The 19,307-nt window shown below is 72.5% G+C and carries 20 protein-coding genes and 1 pseudogene; 11 read left to right on the top strand and 10 right to left on the bottom strand.

Translation table 11 applies throughout. The features are described from left to right. Positions 1-2 precede the first annotated feature (2 nt). On the top strand, positions 3-395 hold the full coding sequence (locus Prubr_RS29185) for an SCO5389 family protein (protein ID WP_212818092.1): 393 nt from the start codon (positions 3-5) through the stop codon (positions 393-395). Positions 396-493: 98 nt separating this feature from the next. On the opposite strand, the gene Prubr_RS29180 is transcribed toward Prubr_RS29185, so the two are convergent. Beyond that, positions 494-1,270: an SAM-dependent methyltransferase gene (locus tag Prubr_RS29180; RefSeq protein WP_212828672.1), complete on the bottom strand. Its 777-nt coding sequence runs from the start codon at positions 1,268-1,270 to the stop codon at positions 494-496. Between the two features lie 390 nt (positions 1,271-1,660). Between Prubr_RS29180 and Prubr_RS29175 the strand changes: the two genes are divergently transcribed. The 8 genes from Prubr_RS29175 (at position 1,661) to Prubr_RS29140 (ending at position 8,111) form a co-directional block, all read left to right on the top strand. Next, positions 1,661-2,083 carry a response regulator gene (locus Prubr_RS29175; protein ID WP_212818091.1) on the top strand — a complete coding sequence of 141 codons (423 nt, stop codon included), beginning with the start codon at positions 1,661-1,663 and terminating at the stop codon, positions 2,081-2,083. Next, on the top strand, positions 2,080-2,376 hold the full coding sequence (locus Prubr_RS29170; protein ID WP_212818090.1) for a response regulator transcription factor: 297 nt from the start codon (positions 2,080-2,082) through the stop codon (positions 2,374-2,376). The genes Prubr_RS29175 and Prubr_RS29170 overlap by 4 nt, the downstream gene beginning before the upstream one ends. Before the next feature lie 71 nt (positions 2,377-2,447). Continuing rightward, a complete protein-coding gene (locus Prubr_RS29165; protein ID WP_212818089.1) occupies positions 2,448-3,551 on the top strand; it encodes a hypothetical protein in 1,104 nt (367 codons plus the stop codon). Next, positions 3,548-4,762 (top strand): glycosyltransferase, encoded by a 1,215-nt coding sequence (locus Prubr_RS29160; protein WP_212818088.1) that lies wholly within the window; start codon positions 3,548-3,550, stop codon positions 4,760-4,762. Before Prubr_RS29165 ends, Prubr_RS29160 begins: the two co-directional genes overlap by 4 nt. Before the next feature lie 119 nt (positions 4,763-4,881). After that, complete coding sequence (locus tag Prubr_RS29155; RefSeq protein ID WP_212818087.1) at positions 4,882-5,514, top strand: hypothetical protein; 633 nt, start codon at positions 4,882-4,884, stop codon at positions 5,512-5,514. Further along, complete coding sequence (locus Prubr_RS29150; protein ID WP_212818086.1) at positions 5,511-6,566, top strand: phosphotransferase family protein; 1,056 nt, start codon at positions 5,511-5,513, stop codon at positions 6,564-6,566. The genes Prubr_RS29155 and Prubr_RS29150 overlap by 4 nt, the downstream gene beginning before the upstream one ends. Before the next feature lie 103 nt (positions 6,567-6,669). Beyond that, complete coding sequence (locus Prubr_RS29145; RefSeq protein WP_212818085.1) at positions 6,670-7,440, top strand: sensor histidine kinase; 771 nt, start codon at positions 6,670-6,672, stop codon at positions 7,438-7,440. Continuing rightward, positions 7,437-8,111, top strand: coding sequence for a LuxR C-terminal-related transcriptional regulator (locus Prubr_RS29140; RefSeq protein ID WP_212818084.1), 675 nt, complete (start codon positions 7,437-7,439; stop codon positions 8,109-8,111). The genes Prubr_RS29145 and Prubr_RS29140 overlap by 4 nt, the downstream gene beginning before the upstream one ends. Positions 8,112-8,126: 15 nt before the next feature. Here Prubr_RS29140 and Prubr_RS29135 read toward each other — a convergent pair whose 3' ends face one another. From Prubr_RS29135 to Prubr_RS29110, 6 genes are all read right to left on the bottom strand, one after another. Further along, complete coding sequence (locus Prubr_RS29135; protein WP_212818083.1) at positions 8,127-9,704, bottom strand: hypothetical protein; 1,578 nt, start codon at positions 9,702-9,704, stop codon at positions 8,127-8,129. Beyond that, positions 9,701-10,003, bottom strand: a complete 303-nt coding sequence (locus Prubr_RS29130) for a YciI family protein (protein ID WP_212818082.1) — start codon at positions 10,001-10,003, stop codon at positions 9,701-9,703. The genes Prubr_RS29135 and Prubr_RS29130 overlap by 4 nt, the downstream gene beginning before the upstream one ends. After that, positions 10,000-11,325, bottom strand: coding sequence for a helix-turn-helix domain-containing protein (locus Prubr_RS29125; RefSeq protein WP_212818081.1), 1,326 nt, complete (start codon positions 11,323-11,325; stop codon positions 10,000-10,002). Before Prubr_RS29125 ends, Prubr_RS29130 begins: the two co-directional genes overlap by 4 nt. 67 nt (positions 11,326-11,392) lie before the next feature. Continuing rightward, positions 11,393-12,136 carry an SDR family NAD(P)-dependent oxidoreductase gene (locus Prubr_RS29120; RefSeq protein ID WP_212818080.1) on the bottom strand — a complete coding sequence of 248 codons (744 nt, stop codon included), beginning with the start codon at positions 12,134-12,136 and terminating at the stop codon, positions 11,393-11,395. Beyond that, the gene (locus tag Prubr_RS29115) at positions 12,133-13,110 is read right to left on the bottom strand and encodes an alpha-ketoacid dehydrogenase subunit beta (RefSeq protein ID WP_212818079.1); all 978 of its coding nucleotides are present in this window, start codon (positions 13,108-13,110) and stop codon (positions 12,133-12,135) included. The genes Prubr_RS29120 and Prubr_RS29115 overlap by 4 nt, the downstream gene beginning before the upstream one ends. Next, the gene (locus Prubr_RS29110) at positions 13,103-14,038 is read right to left on the bottom strand and encodes a thiamine pyrophosphate-dependent dehydrogenase E1 component subunit alpha (RefSeq protein WP_212818078.1); all 936 of its coding nucleotides are present in this window, start codon (positions 14,036-14,038) and stop codon (positions 13,103-13,105) included. Before Prubr_RS29110 ends, Prubr_RS29115 begins: the two co-directional genes overlap by 8 nt. Before the next feature lie 182 nt (positions 14,039-14,220). On the opposite strand from Prubr_RS29110, the gene Prubr_RS29105 reads away from it, so the two are divergent. Continuing rightward, on the top strand, positions 14,221-15,351 hold the full coding sequence (locus tag Prubr_RS29105) for a mandelate racemase/muconate lactonizing enzyme family protein (RefSeq protein ID WP_212818077.1): 1,131 nt from the start codon (positions 14,221-14,223) through the stop codon (positions 15,349-15,351). Between the two features lie 894 nt (positions 15,352-16,245). Here Prubr_RS29105 and Prubr_RS37220 read toward each other — a convergent pair. The 3 genes and pseudogenes from Prubr_RS37220 to Prubr_RS38345 form a co-directional block, all read right to left on the bottom strand. After that, positions 16,246-16,389 (bottom strand): annotated as a pseudogene (locus Prubr_RS37220) (XRE family transcriptional regulator); the annotation flags it as partial. An 878-nt stretch (positions 16,390-17,267) separates the two neighbouring features. Further along, on the bottom strand, positions 17,268-17,975 hold the full coding sequence (locus tag Prubr_RS29100) for a hypothetical protein (protein WP_212818076.1): 708 nt from the start codon (positions 17,973-17,975) through the stop codon (positions 17,268-17,270). Between the two features lie 106 nt (positions 17,976-18,081). After that, positions 18,082-18,363, bottom strand: a complete 282-nt coding sequence (locus Prubr_RS38345) for an Imm53 family immunity protein (RefSeq protein WP_425518070.1) — start codon at positions 18,361-18,363, stop codon at positions 18,082-18,084. A 146-nt stretch (positions 18,364-18,509) separates the two neighbouring features. On the opposite strand from Prubr_RS38345, the gene Prubr_RS29090 reads away from it, so the two are divergent. Next, the gene (locus tag Prubr_RS29090; RefSeq protein WP_212818074.1) at positions 18,510-19,301 is read left to right on the top strand and encodes a PP2C family protein-serine/threonine phosphatase; all 792 of its coding nucleotides are present in this window, start codon (positions 18,510-18,512) and stop codon (positions 19,299-19,301) included. Positions 19,302-19,307 lie beyond the last annotated feature (6 nt).

Raw genomic sequence — 19,307 nt, 5'->3', positions numbered from 1 at the left:
TCATGTCCCTCACCGTTCCCACCACGCTGCTGGACGCCGCCGAGAACGGCGAGATCGACGACGAGGCGTTCATCGACTGCGTCCGTACCTCCCTGCCGTACGCCTGGGAAACCGTCAGCCGGGTCGTCGCCGAACTTCGCGCCGACGACGCGGACTACGCCGACAACGTCGTACCGCCACCGGGCGAGGCCGAGCGCGGCCAACTGTTGCGGGCCCTGGCCAGCGACGCCATCCGCACCGGCCTCGAACAGCACTTCCAGGTCAAGCTCGCCTTCCAGAACTGCCACCGGCTCGCCGCGTTCCGGCTGTCGGCCGCGTACGGCCCCACCTACCAGCGCTTCGTCTCACCGCGCAACCAGCTGCTCAACCAGTCGCCCGAGCTGCGCGACTGCTGACCGCCCGGCGGGCCGAAACGCCCGCCGGGCCGCACCGCATCGGGCCGACCGCCCGCAATGCCCTCCAGGAGCGGGCAACCCCCGCCCGCAGCAAACCCTTACTTCACCGCGACGCCGCCGTGGAAGGCGTCGGGCACGTCCTCCGGCGGGCCGTCCGGGCGCCAGCGGGCGACCGGGCTGATCCCGTCGGCGGTCGGCCGCCACCGGCCGAGCAGTGCGGGGAACGCGGCCGGGTCACGCATGTGGAACCCCTCCCCCATGAGCGCCAGCGCCTCCGGGTGGCCGGCCAGCTCCAGGCCGTCGAAGTCGAACGCGAGCCGGCTGCCGGCCGGGACCGCGGCGTACAGCTCGTCGAGGGTCCGGGCCAGGGCGGCGTCGTCGAGGAACGCGGCGAGCCCGAGGAAGACCACCCCGACCGGCGCCCGCCCCCACGCCGGCACGTACCGGGCCAGCAGCGCCGGGTCGATCGTCGACAGGTCGGTCGCGTCGCCGTACGCGTAGGCGGCCCGGTCGGCTCCGGCCAGGATCCGCTGCCCGAGGGCGATCGTGACCGGGTCGATGTCGGTGTAGAGGACCGACGCGGCCGGGGCGACCTCGTGCACGTTGCCCCGGGTCGGCACTCCGGCCCCGAAGACGAGGAAGCTGTCGATCCCGGCGGCGCCCAGGTGCCGGACCGTACGGCCGAGGAACCCGCGCAGCGACCGGAAGATGTCGGCGCAGGGGCCGTACGCCCCCTCGAACGCGCGGGCGGCGGCCACGTCGACCGGGAAGTGGTCGGTGCCGCCGAGCCAGTGGTCGATCATCCGGGCGGTGCTGGGCACCTGGGGCGCGGCGGCGGGATCGACCGCCGCTTCCGCCGGTGACAGGTCGGACATCGCCACGCCTCCGTCCGTGGCGACCCGGGCGACCGGCCGGCGGTCGACGGCGGTCCGCGCCGCCACGCCCGACAGGCTAACCGGCCGGCGACGGCCGGTGGGGGCACCGTGGTTCGGAAGTGGACGGTCCCGGGCCGCCGCCCGGCGTGACCGGCGACGCGCCGCCGGTCACGCCCTCCGCATCGGACTGCGGAACACCGCCGCACAACGACGGTCGTGGTGTTGGCCGCGGATGCCAGGGATGACTGCGCGATCCACGCGGTCAATGTAACGACGTGGACCGAGCTGGATGGCACGGTTCATGCGTTTTGCGTAGGCCGGTTCTCGTACATCGATGTCGCTTCGGCGTATTCGCCAGCGGAACGCGCACGAAAGGAGTACGCCATTGACATGGGCGTCATTCCTGTGCACGTCTCCACCGACCTGCCGCGGATGCGGCGGGCCGCCCCGGATGCCGGCGACATCTCCGTCCTCCTCGCCGACGATCACGCACTGTTCGCCGAGGCGTTGCAGACCCGGCTGTCCCGCGAACCGGACCTGCGTCCGGTCCGGGTCGCGTACAACGCGGAACAGGTGAGGGCCCGGATCTCCCGGGACCATCCGGCCGTACTCGTGCTCGACATGGCCTTCAGCAACGACAGCGCGGTCGCGCTGGCCGGCTTCGCCCGGGAAGCCTCCCCGACCACCCGGGTCGTGATGCTCACCGGCGTCGACGCGCCGAACTCGGTGGTCTCGGCGCTCCAGGGGGCGTACGCGCCTGGCTGCCCAAGACCGTCAAGCCCGAGCAGCTCGTCCGGGCCATCCGGGGCGTGACCCGGGGCGAGGCGTGGGTGCCGCCGGACGTGCTCGGCCAGGTCCTCAACACCCTGGTCGGCCTCGAACCGCAGCAGGCCGACCCGCTGGCCGTGCTCACCCCGCGCGAGCGGGAGGTGCTGCAGGCCATGGTCGACGGGTTCAGCCGCGTGCAGATCGCCGCCCGGCTGCACCTGTCCACCAACACCGTCCGCACCCACACCCAGAACATGCTCTCCAAGCTCGGCGTCCACTCGACGCTGGAGTCGGTGGCGCTCGCGCTGCGCAGCGGCATGCGGGCCACCGACCACTGAGCCCACCAGCACCGGCCCGCCGACCGGTCCGCACCGGCCGGCCGTCATCCCTACCGGAAGGGAATCCATCGATGCTGTTCAGATCGGGTGGCGAGATCGTCGAGGTCGAGCACGGACCGGCGTGGGTACGCCGGCTCCTCGGCCGTACCGTCGGTCTGGTGGCTCCGCCCGGGCCGACCCCGCCGACGGTACGGCTGCGGGTGCAGTCGCGCCGGGCCGCGTTCGGGGTCGAGGGCCTGCGCCGGGTCGGCGACGACGCGTGGTCCGACGGCGAGCGCACCGTCCTGCGCGACGTCGCCGGCTCCGGCTTCGACCTGAGCGTGGTGGCCGGCGACGAACTCGAGGTCGTCGCCCGCTACCGGCCCCGGCCGGCCGCCCGGCTGGCCAACCGGCTGTACGGCGACCGCACGCGGCGGCTCGCCGCCGCCGTCCTGATCCACTACCCGGTGCTGTGGCGGGCCGGCTGGCGCGGCCGGGTGCCGCTGCTCGCCACCGTCGTCCGCGGCCCGGCCGGCAGCCCGATGCTGGTCGGCGCCGGTGAACTGGGCCGGTCCCGGATCGTCGCGACCGCAGCGGCCACCGGCCCGGTCACCTCCACCGAACTGTGCGTCGCCGACGACGAACGCTGCTTCGGCCTGGCCGAGGCCCATCCGGCGGCCGGGCCCGGCACCGCCGCGAACGAGGGTCCGACCGGCCGGTGGAGCCAGGCACGACCGTCGGCCACCGTGCTGCGGATCGCCGAACTCGCCCCGGACCGGGTCGTGGTCGTCGAAGAGGCCCTGTGGACCACGATCGAGGAGGTCAAGTCCGACGAGGCGGCCCGTGCGCTGGTCACGACCACGTACGCCACCCCGCGGCTCGCCGGCTACTGGGGATTCGCCGCCACGCTCGCGTCGGCGACCGGGCGCGGCCCGGCCCAGCCCGCGGTCGCCGACATCGCCCAGGCGCACGCCCAACGGCTGCCCTGCCTGCGGATCGGCCTGCGCCGCGGCGGCCGGATGTCGATGTCGGAGCTGTGTGCCGCCGGTACCGCCGCCCGGTCCGGCCCGGCACGGGACACCGGCCGGGCCGGCGTACCGGTACCCGCGGGCGCCGCGCTCCGGGCCACCGGGACACCCAGTGCGACACCCACCGGGCCCGCCGGGGCCGGCGTACCCGCCGGGGCGGGCCGGTGACGGGGTGCCGGCTGCGGGTCGCCCTGATGATCACCCGGCTGGCCGACGGGGCCGGCGGGGTCGCCCTGCGCGGCGCGCTCGCGCTCGACCCCGCCCGTTACGAGATCACCGTCGTCACCGGCGGTCGCACGCCCGCCGACGACCCGACCGCCGACGACGTCCTCTTCGGACCGGAGGCGGTCAAGGACCCGCCGGCCGGCGACCTGCTCGGGCAGGCGTACACCGCCGGTCTCGACGTGGCCCGGGTGCCCACGCTGGTGCCCGGCGTCGCGCCGCGCGCCGACCGGGCGGCCCTGGCCGCGCTGACCCGGATCATCGCCGACGGCGGCTACGACGTGGTGCACACGCACACCGCGAAGGCGGGCACGCTCGGCCGGGCCGCCGCCGCGCACGCCGGCACGCCCCGCATCGTCCACACCTTCCACGGCCTGCCGTTCCACCCGTTCCAGGCCGGTTGGCGCCGGCGGGCACACCTGGCCACCGAACGCTGGCTGGCCCGGCGTACCCACGCGTTCCTGGCGGTCGGCCCGGCCGTCGCCGCCGAGGCGGTGCGCCGCCGGGTCGCCGCCCCGGAGCGGATCCGCACCATCCTGCCCGCCGTCGAACCGATGTGGCGGGCGCCCGGCACCACCGCCCGGGGGCTGGCCCGGCTCGCGCTCGGCGTGCCGCCCGGGGTACGGGTCGTCGGCACCGTCGGCCGGGTCGGCCACCAGAAGGCACCCGAGGACTGGATCGACGCACTGGCCGCGCTCGGCACCGACGACGTGTGGGGCGTGTGGGTGGGCGACGGCCCGGGCCGCCGGCGGCTGCTCGACCGGGCCCGCCGGCGCGGGCTCGCCGGGCGCTTCCGGCTGCTCGGCCACCGCGACGACGTCGCCGACCTGCTGCCCGCGTTCGACGTGTTCGCCCTGGCCAGCCGGTACGAGGGGCTGCCGTGCACGGTCATCGAGGCGATCGGCGCGGGCCTTCCGGTCGCGGCGACCGCCGTGGCCGCCGTACCCGACGTGGTGGTGCCCGGCGAGACCGGCCTGCTGGTGCCGCCGGGCCGGCCGCGGGAACTGGCCCGGGCGGTCCGGCACCTGCTCGACCAGCCGGCCGAGGCGGCGCGGATGGCGATCCGGGCCCGGGAACGGATCGGCGACCGGTTCACGCCACGGGCGCTGGGCCGGGTGCTGGACCACACGTACCGGGGTGGCCGGCCGTGGCGCTGACCGGCGGCCCGGCCGGACGTGGGACGGGACGCGACTGAACGGCCCTGGGCTCCGACCGGCGGCCCGGGCTTCGACTGATTGGCGGTGGGCTGCGACCGATGGCGATGGGAGATGTCCGGGTGAGGTACTGCGACCAGCGATGGCGACTGCTGCTGCCACCGGGGACCGTGGTGGTCGACGCCGAACGGCGCGACCGGGCGCTGCGCGAGCTGCGGGAGCTGCCGCCCGGCACGCCGGTGGCGTTGCTGGGCCGGCGGTTGCGCCCGCTGGCCCGGCGGGCCGGGGTTCGGCCCCAGGTCGAGTACGTGGCGCTGCCGTCGCTGGCCGCGCCACTGGCGGTGACCCAGGTGACGCTGCCGGCGTTGCGCTGGACGGCGCGGATGCTGACCGTACCGAGCGGGGTCACGCTGTGGCACGCGCCGATGTGGGCGGCGGTCCGGCTGGTCCGGGCCGCCCCGCGACTGCTGCGGTTCGCCCCGACCGGCGAACGCCTCCTCGTCGGCGCGACCCGGGCGTCCTCGTCGCCCCGGGTCGCCCCCGCCCAACGCGAGGCCCCCGAGGCCGGCGTCGATCAAGGGGATGTATCAGACAATCCCACCCATGATCATCACAACAACTCCTTGATCAACGGGGAGACCGGGGAGACCGGGGAGACCGAGCGGAGCGAGGGGGCCGTGACCGAGCGGAGCGAGGGAACCGGCAGGCAACGTTCGCAAAACGGTGCCGCCGAGCGGAGCGAGGGGGCGCCGTGACCGCGCTGGCGCGGCATCCGGAGCCGCGGTTACTGGCCGGGATGGAGTTGTCGCGGCTGCTGGACCGGCCCGGGGTGTCGGTGGTGCTGACCGGTGGCCGGTCGGCGGGCTCCGACGCGGTGTTCGTGATCCACGACCGGATCGGTCCGGACCTGGTGCTGCGGGCGCCGATCACGGCGGCGGCCCAGGACGGGATCCAACGGGAGGGCCGGCTGCTCGCCGCGCTGCGTGAGCGCCCGCTGGGCGGCGCCGACGGCAGTGTTCCGGAGGCGGTGGGTTTCCTTCCGGTGGACGGACGGCCGGCGTTGCTGACGACGGCGGTGCCGGGTACGCCGATGGCGGCCGCGTTCCACGGCTGGCGGCACACGGCCCGGCCGGCGGCGGTACGCGCCGACTTCGCCGCCGCCGGGAACTGGTTGGCCGACCTCCAGGCGGCCACGGCGGGGCGGCCGGCCCCGGTCACCCTGTTGTGGGACGCGCTCGACGAGTGCGAGGACCGGTTCCCGGCGCTGGGTCGGCGGCTGCGTGACCGGCTGGGGCCGACGGCGGACCGGCTGGCCCGGCACCGTACGCCCCGGACGGTGGTGCACGGCGAGTTCTGGTTCGGCAACCTGCTGCTCACCGACGGGCGGGTCACCGGTGTCGTGGAGTGGAAGGCGGCGGAACTGGCCGGTGAGCCGTTGCGGGACGTGGCGCGGTTCGCGGTCAGCTACGCGTTGTGTCTGGACCGGCACGCCCGGCCGGGCCGGCGGGTGCGGGGTCATCCGGGGCTGGTCGCCGACCGGTGGGGCGCCGGGCTGGCGTACGCGTTCACGGGTGACGGTTGGTTCGCGGGTCTGGTCCGTGACTACCTCGGTGCCGCCCTGCACCGCCTGCACCTGCCGCCGGAGCTGTGGCGCGACCTGTTGGTGGCGGGGGTGGCGGACGTGGCGGCGACGACGGCCGACTTCGACTCGGCGCGTGACCACTGGACGCTGCTGTCGCGGATCACCCGCGGCACCGGTCCCCCCGACGGGACGCCGCCCGAGCGTGACGGCGCCGACCGGACGTAGCCGGACTACGACGAATGGCGGACAAGCCCGCCGCTTTGGGTAGTCACAGCATTACCGCTTGTAGCGTTACGTCTGGTATCGACCCCACACGGAGAGGTGAACCGTGGACCAGGAGAGGACGCCGGCGGGTGGCGGCGAGGTGACCGGCGGCACGGCGGGCCGGCCGGCGCCGGACACGGCGGGACAGGCCGCGGGCCGGGTGCCGGCACCACGTACCGCCGCCCCGCGACGCCCGGCCACGGCGCCGGACGCGGGCCGCCGGCAGCTCAGCCACGACATCCACCACCAGATCGGGACGATCTCGCTGCTCGCCACGCTGCTCGGCGACGCCGCCGACATCGGTCCGCACAGCCGGGCGCGGGCCGGGCTGATCCTGCGCGAGGTCGAGCGGCTCGACCGGCTGCAGCGCGCGTACGACGACTGCCCGCCGGCCGGCGGGCGGACGGGTGATCCGCTCCGGCTGGACCTGGTCGCCGCCGAGGTGGTCGAGGCGATCGCGCCGGCGACCACGACCCGGGTACGGATACGGGCGCGGGAACTGACGGCGTACGCCGACCGGCTCGCGTACTGGCGGGTGCTGCGCAACCTGGTGCAGAACGCCGTACGGGCGGCCGGGCCGCGCGGTGTGGTCGAGGTGAGCCTGGACGTCGAGGACGGCTGGGCGGTGACCCGCGTCGACGACGACGGTCCGGGCCTCACCGCCGCCGCGGCCCGGACGGGCGGCCTGGGGCTGTCGATCGTGCGGGAGCTGACCGCCGGCTGGGGCGGCGACGTACGGATCGGGCCGGGTCCGCTCGGCGGCGGCCGGGTCGTGCTGTTCACCCCGACCGTGTCCCCCGCGCGGGAGACCGACCTGGAGGAGGTGGTCCGGTGATCCGGGTCCTGGTCTGCGACGACCACACCGTCTTCGCGGAGTCGCTCGCCGAACTGCTGACCGCCGCCCGGATGCGGATCACCGCGGTCACCGGGCACCCGGACCGGGCGCTCGCCGTGCTGCGCCGGGAGGCGGTCGACATCTGCCTGCTCGACGTGATGTTCGGCCGCGAGTCGGTGCTGCCCCGCCTGGCCGAGTTCCGCCGGGTCGCGCCCGGCGCCCGGGTCGTGCTGCTCACCGGCCGGGTCGACGCCGAACTGCTGGCCACCGCCCGGGAAGAGCAGGTACGCGGCGTCGCCGACAAGCGGCAGCCGGCCCGTGAGATCACCGCCCTGCTGCACCGGGTGCACACCGGCGGCACGGTGTTCCCGGCGGAGCCGACGCCGGTGCCGGTGCCCCGGGCGGCCGACCACGACCGGGCGCAGCAGGCCCGGCGGATGGCGGAGTTCCTGACCCCGCGCGAGCGCCAGACGCTGCGGGCCCTGGTCGGCGGGCACGACACCCGCAAGCTGGCCCGTACCCTCGGGGTGGCGCCGGCAACCGCCCGCTGCCACATCCAGCAGGTGCTGACCAAGATGGGCGCGCACTCCCGCCTGGAGGCGGCGACGACTGCGGTCCGGTTCGGCCTGGTCAGCCCGGAGACGGGAGACTGGCTCCTCCCCCGCTGCTGAGGTCGCGGGGAGCGCTCAGCGGGACGGGGTCAGGGCGTACGCGTGGCGGGCGGTGCGTTCGGCCAGCCAGAGCCAGCGGCGCTGCACCTCGCCGGTCGTCGACGCCACCACGTCCAGCGCCTCGCCGCGTACCCGGGACAGGTCCTCCGCCGTGGCGGTCGGGTCGTCGAGCCGGGCCGCGCCGGCCCGGAACGCCTCGGCCTGACCGGCGCCGCCGAACCGGGGCACCACCTCGTCCCGCCAGAAGTCGTCCCAGGCCAGGTCGGGGTTCCAGGTGAACCGGGCGTACGCCAGGTAGCTGATCTCGTTGGTCGGGTGGTAGGCGGACGGCTCGGCGAAGATGGTCAGCCCACGCATCCCGGCGGCGCCGCCCCGGGTGGCCATGTCGGCGTACATGTCGGCGACCAGCGAGTGCCGCTGCCGGTTCCACTGCGAGCCGCCGTGGGTGCGCAGCACGTTGGTGGTGTGCGGCAGCGCCGCGACGTGGTCGGCGGTGAGCCGGTCGCGGTTGTCGTACCAGAAGCCGCGGTTGACGCAGTACTGGTAGGCGACGTCGTCGGGCAGGTCGGCCAGCGGCTTCTGGGCGTCGAGGTCGAAGATGTTGTCCCAGTAGACCTCGACCAGGTGCCGCAGCGGCACCCCGGCCGGCCCGGTCCGCCGGGCGGTGTCCAGCAGCGTCGGGTAGACCGCCCGCATCGCCTCGTACGACCATGAGGTGCGCTCGCCGCCGGTGCGGGCGGCACACCGCCCGCAGGCGCAGCTGCCGTAGTCGCCGGTCTCGAAGTTGATCCCGCCGACGCCCACCGTGTCGAGCAGCCAGTCGATGGCGTCGCGGTGCCAGGCCAGGTTGTCCGGGTGCGACGGGCAGGCGGCCATCATGTATTCGCTGGCCGGGAAGTGCAGGTCGCCGAACTCGTCGATGTCGAAGCCGACCTTCGGCGGCAGGACGGCCGACAGTTCGGGACGCTGCCGCAGGTGGGTGGCGAGGTTGAACCGGTGCCGGCCGTCGAAGTAGATCCCGCCGTACGCGTTGACGCCGATCCCGGCGATGATCCGCACCCCGCGCGCGTTGGCGTACGCGCACAGCTCGCGGGCCGCGTCGACGCCGCCGTGCGCGTCGCGCAGCAGCCCGTAGACGACGATGCCGCCGATCCGTTCCCGGCTGCAGAAGTCGACCAGCCGCCGGTAGTCCTCGCCGAACGCGTCGGCGCCCTTGCCGTACGGGTTCAGCGCCCCGATCTCCTGCTGGCCGAGCTGCCGCTCGTCCCAGTTCGTCGAGTGGTCCCAGGTCCACAGGGTGCGCAGCGGCAGCCCCGGCTCGTCGGCGTGGACGCCGACCGGCAGCCCGGCCGGGGTGATCCGGCCGGCGAGTTCGCGGGCGGCGTAGACCAGGCCGGCGAACGGGTCACCGGTCAGCACCACGTCGCCGGTCTCCGGTACGTCGATCCGGAAACCGCCCTCGGGCAGCGCCGGATCGGCGACCAGCCGTACCGTCAGCGGGTCGGGACCCGCCGCGCGCAGCAGCTCCGCCGCGTACGGGGCATGCTCGCCGCCGGAAACCTGTACGCCCTGGACGGGCCGGACTCTCGTCACCTGTTACTCCCGATGGTGTCCACGGTCGCCGCCAGGTAGGGCACGACCTCGATCGACGTCCACACGCCGTGCGCCCGGTAGGGGTCGCGGGAAAGGACCGCGCGGGCCGCCGCCTCGTCGGACGCGCGCAGCACCAGCACCGACGCGGACAGGTCGGCCAGCGCCCCGGCGACGAGCGCGGTGCCGTCGGCGAGCAGTTCCCGCACGTACGCCAGGTGGGCCGCCCGGTGCGGCTCGCGCCGGGTCGCCGCGTCGGCGGCGAACGTCGCGGTGGCCAGGAAGCACGGGTCGAACCTCACGACGCGTCGCCGTCCAGGGCGCTGACCAGCCGCTGCAACTGCACCTTGTAGACGGTCTGCGGGCGGCCGGCGCCGGTGCTGACGTGCAGCCCGGCCTCCTCGGCGAAGCCGGCGGCGCGCAGCGCGTTGAGCAGCCGCCGGGCGGAGCGGGCCTCCACCCCGTACGCGTCGGCGAGGCCGCGGGCGGTCACCTGGGCGGGGTCCATCTGGTGCAGCGCGTCGAGCAGCCGCCGCGTCGACAGTGGACCGAGACCGAGCTGTTCGGAGACCCGCAGCACCCCGGGCGCGGTCTCCCGCAGCCGGCGCGGCACGGCGGCGTCGCCGGACGAGTACACGTCGCCGTCGGGGAAGACGACCTGGACGTGCCCGTCCTGGCGACCGAGCGCGAGCGCCTTGCGGGCGTTGTCCTCGGCGGCGGCGATGGTGGTGCCGGCGCCGAAGCCGACGGTGTGCGGCAGGTCGACGTTGCGCAGGGCGAGCAGTGAGGCGTGGCCGGCCCGCTGGCGGGCGATGGCGCCCTCGATGGTGCCGCGGGTGGTGGTGATGACGAAGGTGCTGTCGTCGACGGTGGTGAGCCGCCCGCGCATCCGCTGGGCGTGTTCGAGCAGCGCCTCGCGCAGCCGCAGCCGCTGCCGCTCGACCTGGTACGGGTCGCGCTGCCGGCCGGGCGGCGCGGACACCTCGATCATCATGACGGCGATCTGGGTGGCCCGGGACTGGCGTACCTCGGCGGCCAGCCAGGCCCGGCGCAGCGCGTCGCGGACCGCGGCCCGGGTGTGCTCGACACGCCAGACCGGCACCCCGGCGGCGGACAGTTCCCGGTGCACGGCGCCGAGACAGGTCAGGCACGCCTGCACGGCGCCGGACTCGTAGCGTTCCCGGTGGTAGGCGGTGATCTCGTCGAGGCCGGAGAAGAGCAGGCCGTTGTCGTCGGCGATCGGCCGGATCTCGGTCGGCGGTTCGACGTCGATGTCGTGGAACGTCTCCCGTACGGTCGCCGCCTCGATGGTGTCGACGCTGACCCGGGGCAGCCGGCCCGCGCCGGCGATGAGCATCCGGGACAGGGTGCGGTAGAGGTCGATGCCGCCGTGCGGGACGAAGTCGATCTCGGCCCGCAGGGTCCCGTTGGCGGCCGCGAACGCGTACGGGATCCGGCCGGTGAACAGCAGCACCTGGCACAGGTCGTCGAGTTCGCGGGCCAGCTCCGGGGCCTGCTCGGGGTCGGTGTAGGCGCGGGCGGTCACCTCACCGGCGCGGCCCTCCGCCTCGGCGACCGCCAGCACGAGTCGAATCGAGTCCTCCGGACCGATTATCCCGATCAAGGTCCCTGCCCTTCCGTCGTACGCCTGGCACCGGGGCCGCCCGCCGCAGCGCGCGGCCGGCCCCGGCTCAGCTCGTGTAGACCGTGCCGTCGAGCGCGTCGGCCGCCGGCGCGGCGAGCAGCGTGAGTACCCCGGCGACGTCCTCGGGACGGCCGAGCCCGGCCCGGACCCGCGCCACCCCGTCGGCGTCGGCACCGTTGCGCGCCGCCTCGTCCAGTGACCGACGCATCAGCGGGGTGTCGATGTCACCGGGACACAGGGTGTGCACCCGGATGCCGCGTGGCCGCAGCTGCCGGGCGAGGGTCAGGGCCAGGCCGTGCAGCCCTCCCTTGCTCGCGCCGTAGGGTACCGACCCGGATCCGGTCACGATGCCCGCCTTCGATGCCACGAAGACGAGTACGCCGCCGCCGGCCGCCTCGAGGTGCCCGGTGGCGTGCTTGGCGACCAGGAACGGGCCGGTGAGGTTGGCGGCGATGACCTGCGCCCACAGGTCGGCGGTCACCTCGCGGACGTCGAGCCCCTGGCCGCGCATGATCCCGGCGACGTGCAGCACGGTGTCGATTCCGCGCAGGTCGGCGGCGGCCCGGTCCAGGGTGGCCGCGACCGCCGCCTCGTCGGTGATGTCGAGTTGGTACCCGTACGCCCCCGGGCCGGCCTGCGCGGCGGCGGCGCGGGCGCCGTCGCCGTCGAGGTCGAGGACCGCGACGGCGGCGCCGGCGGCCGCGGCCGCGCGGGTGGTGGCCAGGCCGATCCCGGACGCGCCGCCGACGACCACGACCCGCCGCCCGGCGAGCAGCCCGGCGGTGGTCACGCCAGGGTCCGGCGGACCGCGTCGACCACGGCCGCCGCCTCCGGCACCACCGCGGCCTGCAACGACGGCGCGGCCGGCATCGGTACGTCGGGCGCCGCGACCCGGCGCACCGGGGCGCGCAGGTCGGCGAAGCACTCGTCGGCGGCGCGGGCGGCGATCTCGGCACCGAAGCCGCCGGTCAGGTTCGCCTCGTGCGCCACGACGAGGCGGCCGGTGCGGCCGACCGACGCGGCGACGGTGTCGAAGTCGAGCGGGTTGAGCCAGCGCAGGTCGACGACCTCGACCTCGATGCCCTCGGCGGCGAGCTGGTTCGCCGCGTCGACGGCGACCGGGACCAGCCGCGACCAGGCGACCACGGTCGCGTCGGTGCCGGCCCGGACCACCTTCGCGCCGCCGACCGGCTCGACCGGCGCGTCGAGGCGGACCTCACCACGGGTCGGGTAGAGCATCCGGGCCTCCGCGACCACCACCGGGTCGTCGCTGGTCACGGCCGTGCGCAACATCTGGTACGCGTCGTCGGGGTTGGACGGCAGCGCCACCCGCAGCCCCGGGGTGTGCGCGAAATACGCCTCGATGGACTGCGAGTGCTGGGCGCAGGCGCCCGGCGAGTAGCCCTGCTGCATCCGGATCACCAGCGGTGCGGTCCACCGGCCGCCGCTGGAGTACCGGGTGTTGGCGATCTGGTTGACGATCTGGCCCATCGCGACGAACGCGAAGTCGGCGTACATGATCTCGGCGATCGGCCGCAGGCCGGTCATGGCGCTGCCGAGCGCCATGCCGAGGAACCCGGTCTCGGAGATCGGGGTGTCGAAGATGCGGCGGTCGCCGAACCGCTTGTGCAGCCCCTTGGTGGCGCCGAACGGGCCGCCGGGCAGGGCGACGTCCTCACCGAAGTAGACGGTGTCGTCGCGGCTGTCGAGCGCCCACGCCAGCGCGTGGTTGACGGCCTGGATGTAGCGCAGCGACTCAGGCATAGAGGTGCTCCTTCACGGTCGCCGGGTCGGGGACGGCGGTGGCCCGGGCGGCGGCGACGGCCGCCTCGACCTCGGCGGCCACCTCGGCGTCGATGGCGTCGAGCGTGGCGGTCAGCGCGGCGTCGGCGGCGTTGCGGATCCGGACCAACGGCTCCCGGGTACGGGCGTCGGCGATCTCGCCGGCCGGCCGGTAGTGCTGTGCGTCGCCGCTGTAGTGGCCGACCAGCCGCTCGGTCATCGCCTCCACGATGGAGGGTCCGGCGCCGGCGCGGGCCCGCTCGACGGCGGTCGCCATCGCGGCGGCCACCGCGTCCGGGTCGTTGCCGTCGACGACGGTGCCCGGGATGCCGTAACCGGCGGCCCGCTCGGCGAGCTGCTTCACCCGGACCATGTCGTCGATGCGGGACATCTCCGAGTAGACGTTGTTCTCCACGACCAGGATCAGCGGCAGGTCGAGTACGGCGGCGAGGTTGAGCGCCTCGTGCACGTTGCCCTGGTTCATCGCACCGTCGCCGATGGACGCCACGGAAACGTCGCCGGTGCCCTGGTGGCGGGCGGTGAGCGCGGCCCCGGTCGCGACCGGCACACCGGCGCCGACGATCGAGTTCTCGCCGACGAAGCGCCGGGAGACGTCCGACAGGTACGGCGACGCGGCCCGACCGCCGCACAGCGCGGAGTCGCGTCCCATGATCTCGGCGAACAGGGCGGCCATGTCGACGCCGCGGGCCAGCGCCCAGCCGTGGCCGCGGTAGGTGGCCGACACGTAGTCGCCGTCGCGCAGGACCCGGGCGGCCCCGACCGGGATCGCCTCCTGGCCGTTGCACAGGTGGATCGAGCCCGGAACCTCGCCCTCGTCCTTGAGCGTCATCAGCCGCTCCTCGAACCGGCGGATCCGCGCCATCGACCGGTAGTCGTCCGCCAGACCCATCACACCCCCTGGGATCGTATGAGCCGTAATGCGGCTCGTTCGTTGGGGAGCCTAGACCACGCTGCGAACCTATGGAAGAGTGCAGGTGCAAGGTTGTGGCCGTTATTGGACTTAAATTGCCGGCCACGGTGCGGCACGCTCTCCCGGGCGTCGCACCGGCCCCGGCGGCACAGGGAGCGATGATGCGGATCACCGAGGTCGAGTCGGTCGTGCTGGGCGACGCCCACTTCGTCACCGTGCACACCGACACCGGACTCGTCGGCGTCGGCCAGTCCGCCTGCTGGGGCTACCCCACCGCCGTACACGCTGTCGTCGAGACGTTCCGGCCACACCTGGTCGGCGCCGACCCGGCCCGCATCGAACACCACTGGCAGCACCTCTACCGGATGGGCCCGTTCCGCGGCGCCGTGCTCGGCGGAGCCGTCTCCGCCATCGACATCGCCCTGTGGGACATCAAGGGCAAAGCCCTCGGCGTACCCGTCTTCGACCTGCTCGGCGGCCGCTACCGCGACAAGGTACGGCTGCACTTCCTGCTGCCCGGCACCGGCGCCGAGACCCTCGCCACCCAGGCCGCCGCCGCCGTCGCCGACGGCTTCACCGCCGTCAAGTTCGACCCGCTGCCGGCCAACTACGGCGACCTGTCACAGGCCCGGCTCGTCGCCGAGACGGCGAAGACCACCGCCGCCGTACGCGACACCGTCGGCCCGGACATCGACATCCTCATCGAACTGCACCGCAAACTCACCCCGCTCCAGGCGGCGGCCGTCATCCCCGCCCTCGCCCCGCACCACCCGCTGATGGTCGAGGACGCCATCCAGATCGACAGCATCAGCAGCCAGGCCGAGGTCGCCCGGCGCGCCCTCGGGGTGCCGAGCGCCAACGGGGAACGGCTGCACACCATCTGGGAGTTCAAGGAACTGCTCGCCCAGGGCGGCGCCCAGTACGTACGCCCCGACGTCGGGCTCGCCGGCGGGCTCAGCCACGGCCGGAAGATCGCCGCGCTGGCCGAGGCACACCACGCGGCGGTGGTCACGCACAACTGCCTCGGACCGCTGCTGACGATGGCGTCGGTGCACCTCGACGTGGCGATCCCGAACTTCGTCACCCAGGAGTACTCGCCGCTCGACGACGAACTGGCCGACGGTCCGGCGCGGGCCTGCGTACGCCGCGAGGGTGGTTACCTGCCGGTGCCGACCGACCCGGGGCTCGGGGTGACCCTCGACCTGGCCGGCGCACAGCCGCAGGACCTGACCGGCCGGCCGCTGACCCGCATCCCGCTGCGCGCTGACGGCTCCATCGCGTACGCCACATAAGCCTCGCTGAAGACGATATGTCTCGTCATGCAGCCTTAAACGCGGGTAATCGGGGTGGCGGATCTTGGATCTGATCGCAAGTCCTGACTTCGACGTGCGTGGTGGTTACGCCAGCGGATGTAGTCGCCGATGGCGGCGTCTTGTTCGGTGTGGCTGCAGTGATCGGTGCCGTTGGGGACAAAGCACCACACTGCGGCAAAGTCGGCCTCGATCCAGTTCAGGCAGGACGCGTAGGTCGCTGGAAACACCAGCTCAACGCGGTTGGTGGCGCACCATGCGTGGACCTCGAGAAAGTTGTTCACGATCAGGTGGAGGCGTTGGTCGGGTCAGCGGTGGCAGGGTCTTGAGGAAGGCCAGGAGTTCGCGCCATCGTTTACAGTCGCGGATGCGGTAGTGCAGCTATCGGTAATCAGGTCCAGGGTGGCGACTGCGCCGGATGCCCAGGTCACGGGTGTAGGTGGCCCGTAGTCGTACTGGCTGGCCTGCCGGGCGCCAGGCGCGGCCGGGCGGGGTTGCAGGTTCAGCGGCCGAACTCGTCCACGCAGATCACCCGGCCGTTGGTGAGTGGGGTGTGTCCTATAGGTCGAGAATCCGGCGCATCTTGGCGGTGAAGTCGGGGGTCGGGTGCTGGCCATCCACGTCTTGATGGCCTGCCACGACACCCCGCGCTCATGCAGGATCCGCCACTCACCGTCTCGGCGCTGATCGTGGTCACATAGCCGGCATGAATCGGGTATTCGCGCAGCTTGGTCCGGGACCAGCAGGCGGAGGGTTTGCTGAGGAAGCAGGGGCGCACCGGGGCGGATCTACTCATCGATACGCCTCGGTGCGCCCCCGCTCCATTATGGGTTGAGTGCGCCAAACCCGGGTCGTGATAGTAGTCGCGCCGGCCGCTCACGATGCCGACTCCGGCGGGTAGGCGGTGGTGGTCTGCCAGACCTGTTCGAACTGGTCGGCGAACGAGGCGAAGATGCCGTACGGCGACAGTTCGCGCAGGTGCAGTGCGGGGTGCTGGTAGCCGCGGGCGCGGTACAGGTGGACGTCCGACTACATTAAGCAAACGTCACGCCAATGGCTCGCAGATCACAGAGCGAATGATTTGTATGGCTGCGCGACAGCAAGAACCGTCACGCAGCCATAACAGACAAGTGCTGTTACCCAAGAATCAAGCTAAGCAACAAGCCTGCTTGGTTCCAATGCGCATGACCCTAGAGATCACCTACACCCCTAAGCGTTCGAAGCAAATCCATAGGAAATTCTATTCCACCCCACAAATCCGCATAAGAGTCCGCACCGCCACTATTAACGAGAACTTCTTCCGCCATCGCAACAACCTCTGAAATAAATTCGCTAACTCCGATGTGACCCGCCCACACAAGCTGTCCTCCGCTCCACCTGCGCGCCAGTGAGGTCATATCAGAAAAGCGGACTATCTGCAAATACACCTCATCCTTCGCGTTAGCGAAGAACATGCACGACCCTCCGGGCTCAGCCGGAAGAAATGAGAACGAAGAAGCAGAACCCCGACTAAGATCAGCTGCGGATCTAAGTACAGATCCGAGCCCATCTCCGACATATGTGGTGTGAAGCTCGACGTTCGCTTCAGGTAGAGTCAGCATAAGGACCGCATGCCCAACCCCACTAATCTTCCACTTCATCTTCATGGAATCTGGTCCGCTCCAAATACGGGATAGGCCGTGCGGAGAGAGCCGTCGGGGTTCAGAATAACCTCGACCGAGTTCTCACCTCTAGTCCCAATAGGGTAGCCAAAGTTTTCCGTGTGTATCGTGCCATCTCGCGCCGAACCGTCAGCGTTGAATCCGTGGTTAGGAACACCCCGCGTCCGGGCAGTATCCTCAATCAAACCGGGTCTCTGACGCCCGAACTTCGAGACACCGCCGTGGCGACAACGCTTCTCAGAACGGAGGCTCCTCGAACGCGTCGACGGGCTCCACGCGAGCCTCGCCGGAGAGGACGAAGTCTGCCAGTCCCAAGTCCACCTTTCGCACATCTTGGCCATGGGCCACCGCAACCACCGCCATCCAGCTCGACTCTCCAGGTAGGGAGTACCCAACCGGAGGTGGCATCACCATCACCAGCGCGTCGTGCCTGCAGAACAGACGAGTCGAAGAGCTTTCGGTCGCCATGGCGGGGAAGCCCAACGGGATGAGCCTGGTCAGAACCTGCCCGTGCAGAACTGATTCGGGCACCACGGCGGCAAGCTTCGATTCGGCTCCCACAATGGCCTCACGCACGGTGCAGTGCAGCAAAAACCGGCCGAGAGTCTCCCCGGTGGTGAGCCAGGGATCGGAGCCGTATTCGCGAACGACAACGACGGAGTCGTCTTCGTCCGGATCGACCGCCCAGTAGTAGGCTCCCTGATTCTCGATCCAAAAGACCATCATGCCGTCTTCGGATCTCGTCAGCTCCGACAGTGGCACCGGATAGTCCTGGAAGGTCACGGGAGAACCCACGGAGGAGGCTTCCTTGTGCCACTCGGCCAGTTCGTGTGGAACTCCCCGTGCTGGGGGCGCCAGGAGATTGCCACGACCGCCACCCGGGCCGTACCAACGTCTGAGAAACAGCCGGACACCGTCGCTCCGAGGATTGATCATCTCCTGCACGCCGCGATGGTACGACACCACTCCGACATGGCATCAGCGGTGAACTGAGCGCGGGTCCGGCGATGCCCGCGGTTCAGCCCTTGTGGGGGCAAACCTTCAGGCCCGGTCAACGGCCGAGACGAATATGCGGAACTCCCCGATCGCCAGTTCCAGTGACTCGGTGTCGCACGCCGCGCGGAACACGTTTCCCGTCCGACCCGTACCCCAGCCAGCGACCTGTGGAGGACTCCGTCCTCGACCACTCCCGCACACACCCCTCCATCTCGGTCCCGATGAGGTCGATCTCGACGAGCCAGCCGGGGTTGTCCAAGGTGGTGATGCGGACACCGTATTCGTGCTCCCACTCCTCGTCGCACTGTTCCCGATACCACGACTGGAGAAACGCCACCTCACCCGAGTCGCTCAACTCCGCCCTCCCATGGTCGCGCTCCGCTGCTGGTATTGCTTCGCCTCGGGGAGCAGCTTCAGAGTCTACGAAGCGAGGGCGCGACGGGCACGCTCCCCTTGGACATGCTGACGCCTACCCTGGACGCGATGGCGGAGACGGAAGGCTGCGTGCTCTGTGGGGGAAATGTCGCTCCGGACGGCTACTGCTGGCACTGCGGCGGCGCACAGCCCGCCTACCGGGCGCGGCTGGAGGTCACCATGGACGGTGGCGCGGCCGGCGTGAGTGACCGTGGGCTGCGGCGCGGTGTCAACGCCGACGCCATGGTGGTGACGACGGCCGGTTCCTGGACGATCGGCGTCGTCTGCGACGGGGTGTCCATGTCGCCGCGCCCCGAGCGGGCCGCCCAGGTCGCGGCCGTGACCGGTGCCGCGGTCCTGGCGGGGCGACTGGAGGCGGGCGCGATCCCGGAGGACGCGCTCGAAGAGGCCGCCGTCCGTGCGGGCCGCGTCGTCGTGGCCCTGGCCGCCTCGCCCGACGCGGCTCCCGCATGTACCTACGTCGCCGGCGTCGCCGGCCCGGCGGGCATCTGGGCAAGTTGGATCGGCGACAGCCGCGCCTACTGGCTGCCGGCCGAGGGAGTCGGGATGGCGCTGTCCGAGGACGACACCGGCGAGTATGACGCGCTCGCCGCCTGGCTCGGGGCGGACGCCGACGAACCCACACCGACGATTCGTAGCTTCCGGCCGTCGGGGCCAGGTCGGCTGCTGCTGTGCACGGACGGCCTGTCGCGCTACCTGCCGACCGCCGACGAGTTGCGGGCCGCCCTCGACCGCCGTAGGTCGGACAACAACCTCCTGGAGGAGGCACGTTCGCTGGTCGACCACGCTCTGCAAGCCGGCGGCCACGACAACGTGACCGCCATACTCATTCCTTTCTGAGCCGCC

Source organism: Polymorphospora rubra (assembly GCF_018324255.1).
GTDB classification, from domain to species: Bacteria; Actinomycetota; Actinomycetes; order Mycobacteriales; family Micromonosporaceae; genus Polymorphospora; species Polymorphospora rubra.
The sequence above is the reverse complement of the archived record's forward strand: the minus strand, read 5'-3'. Positions and strand labels throughout refer to the sequence as shown.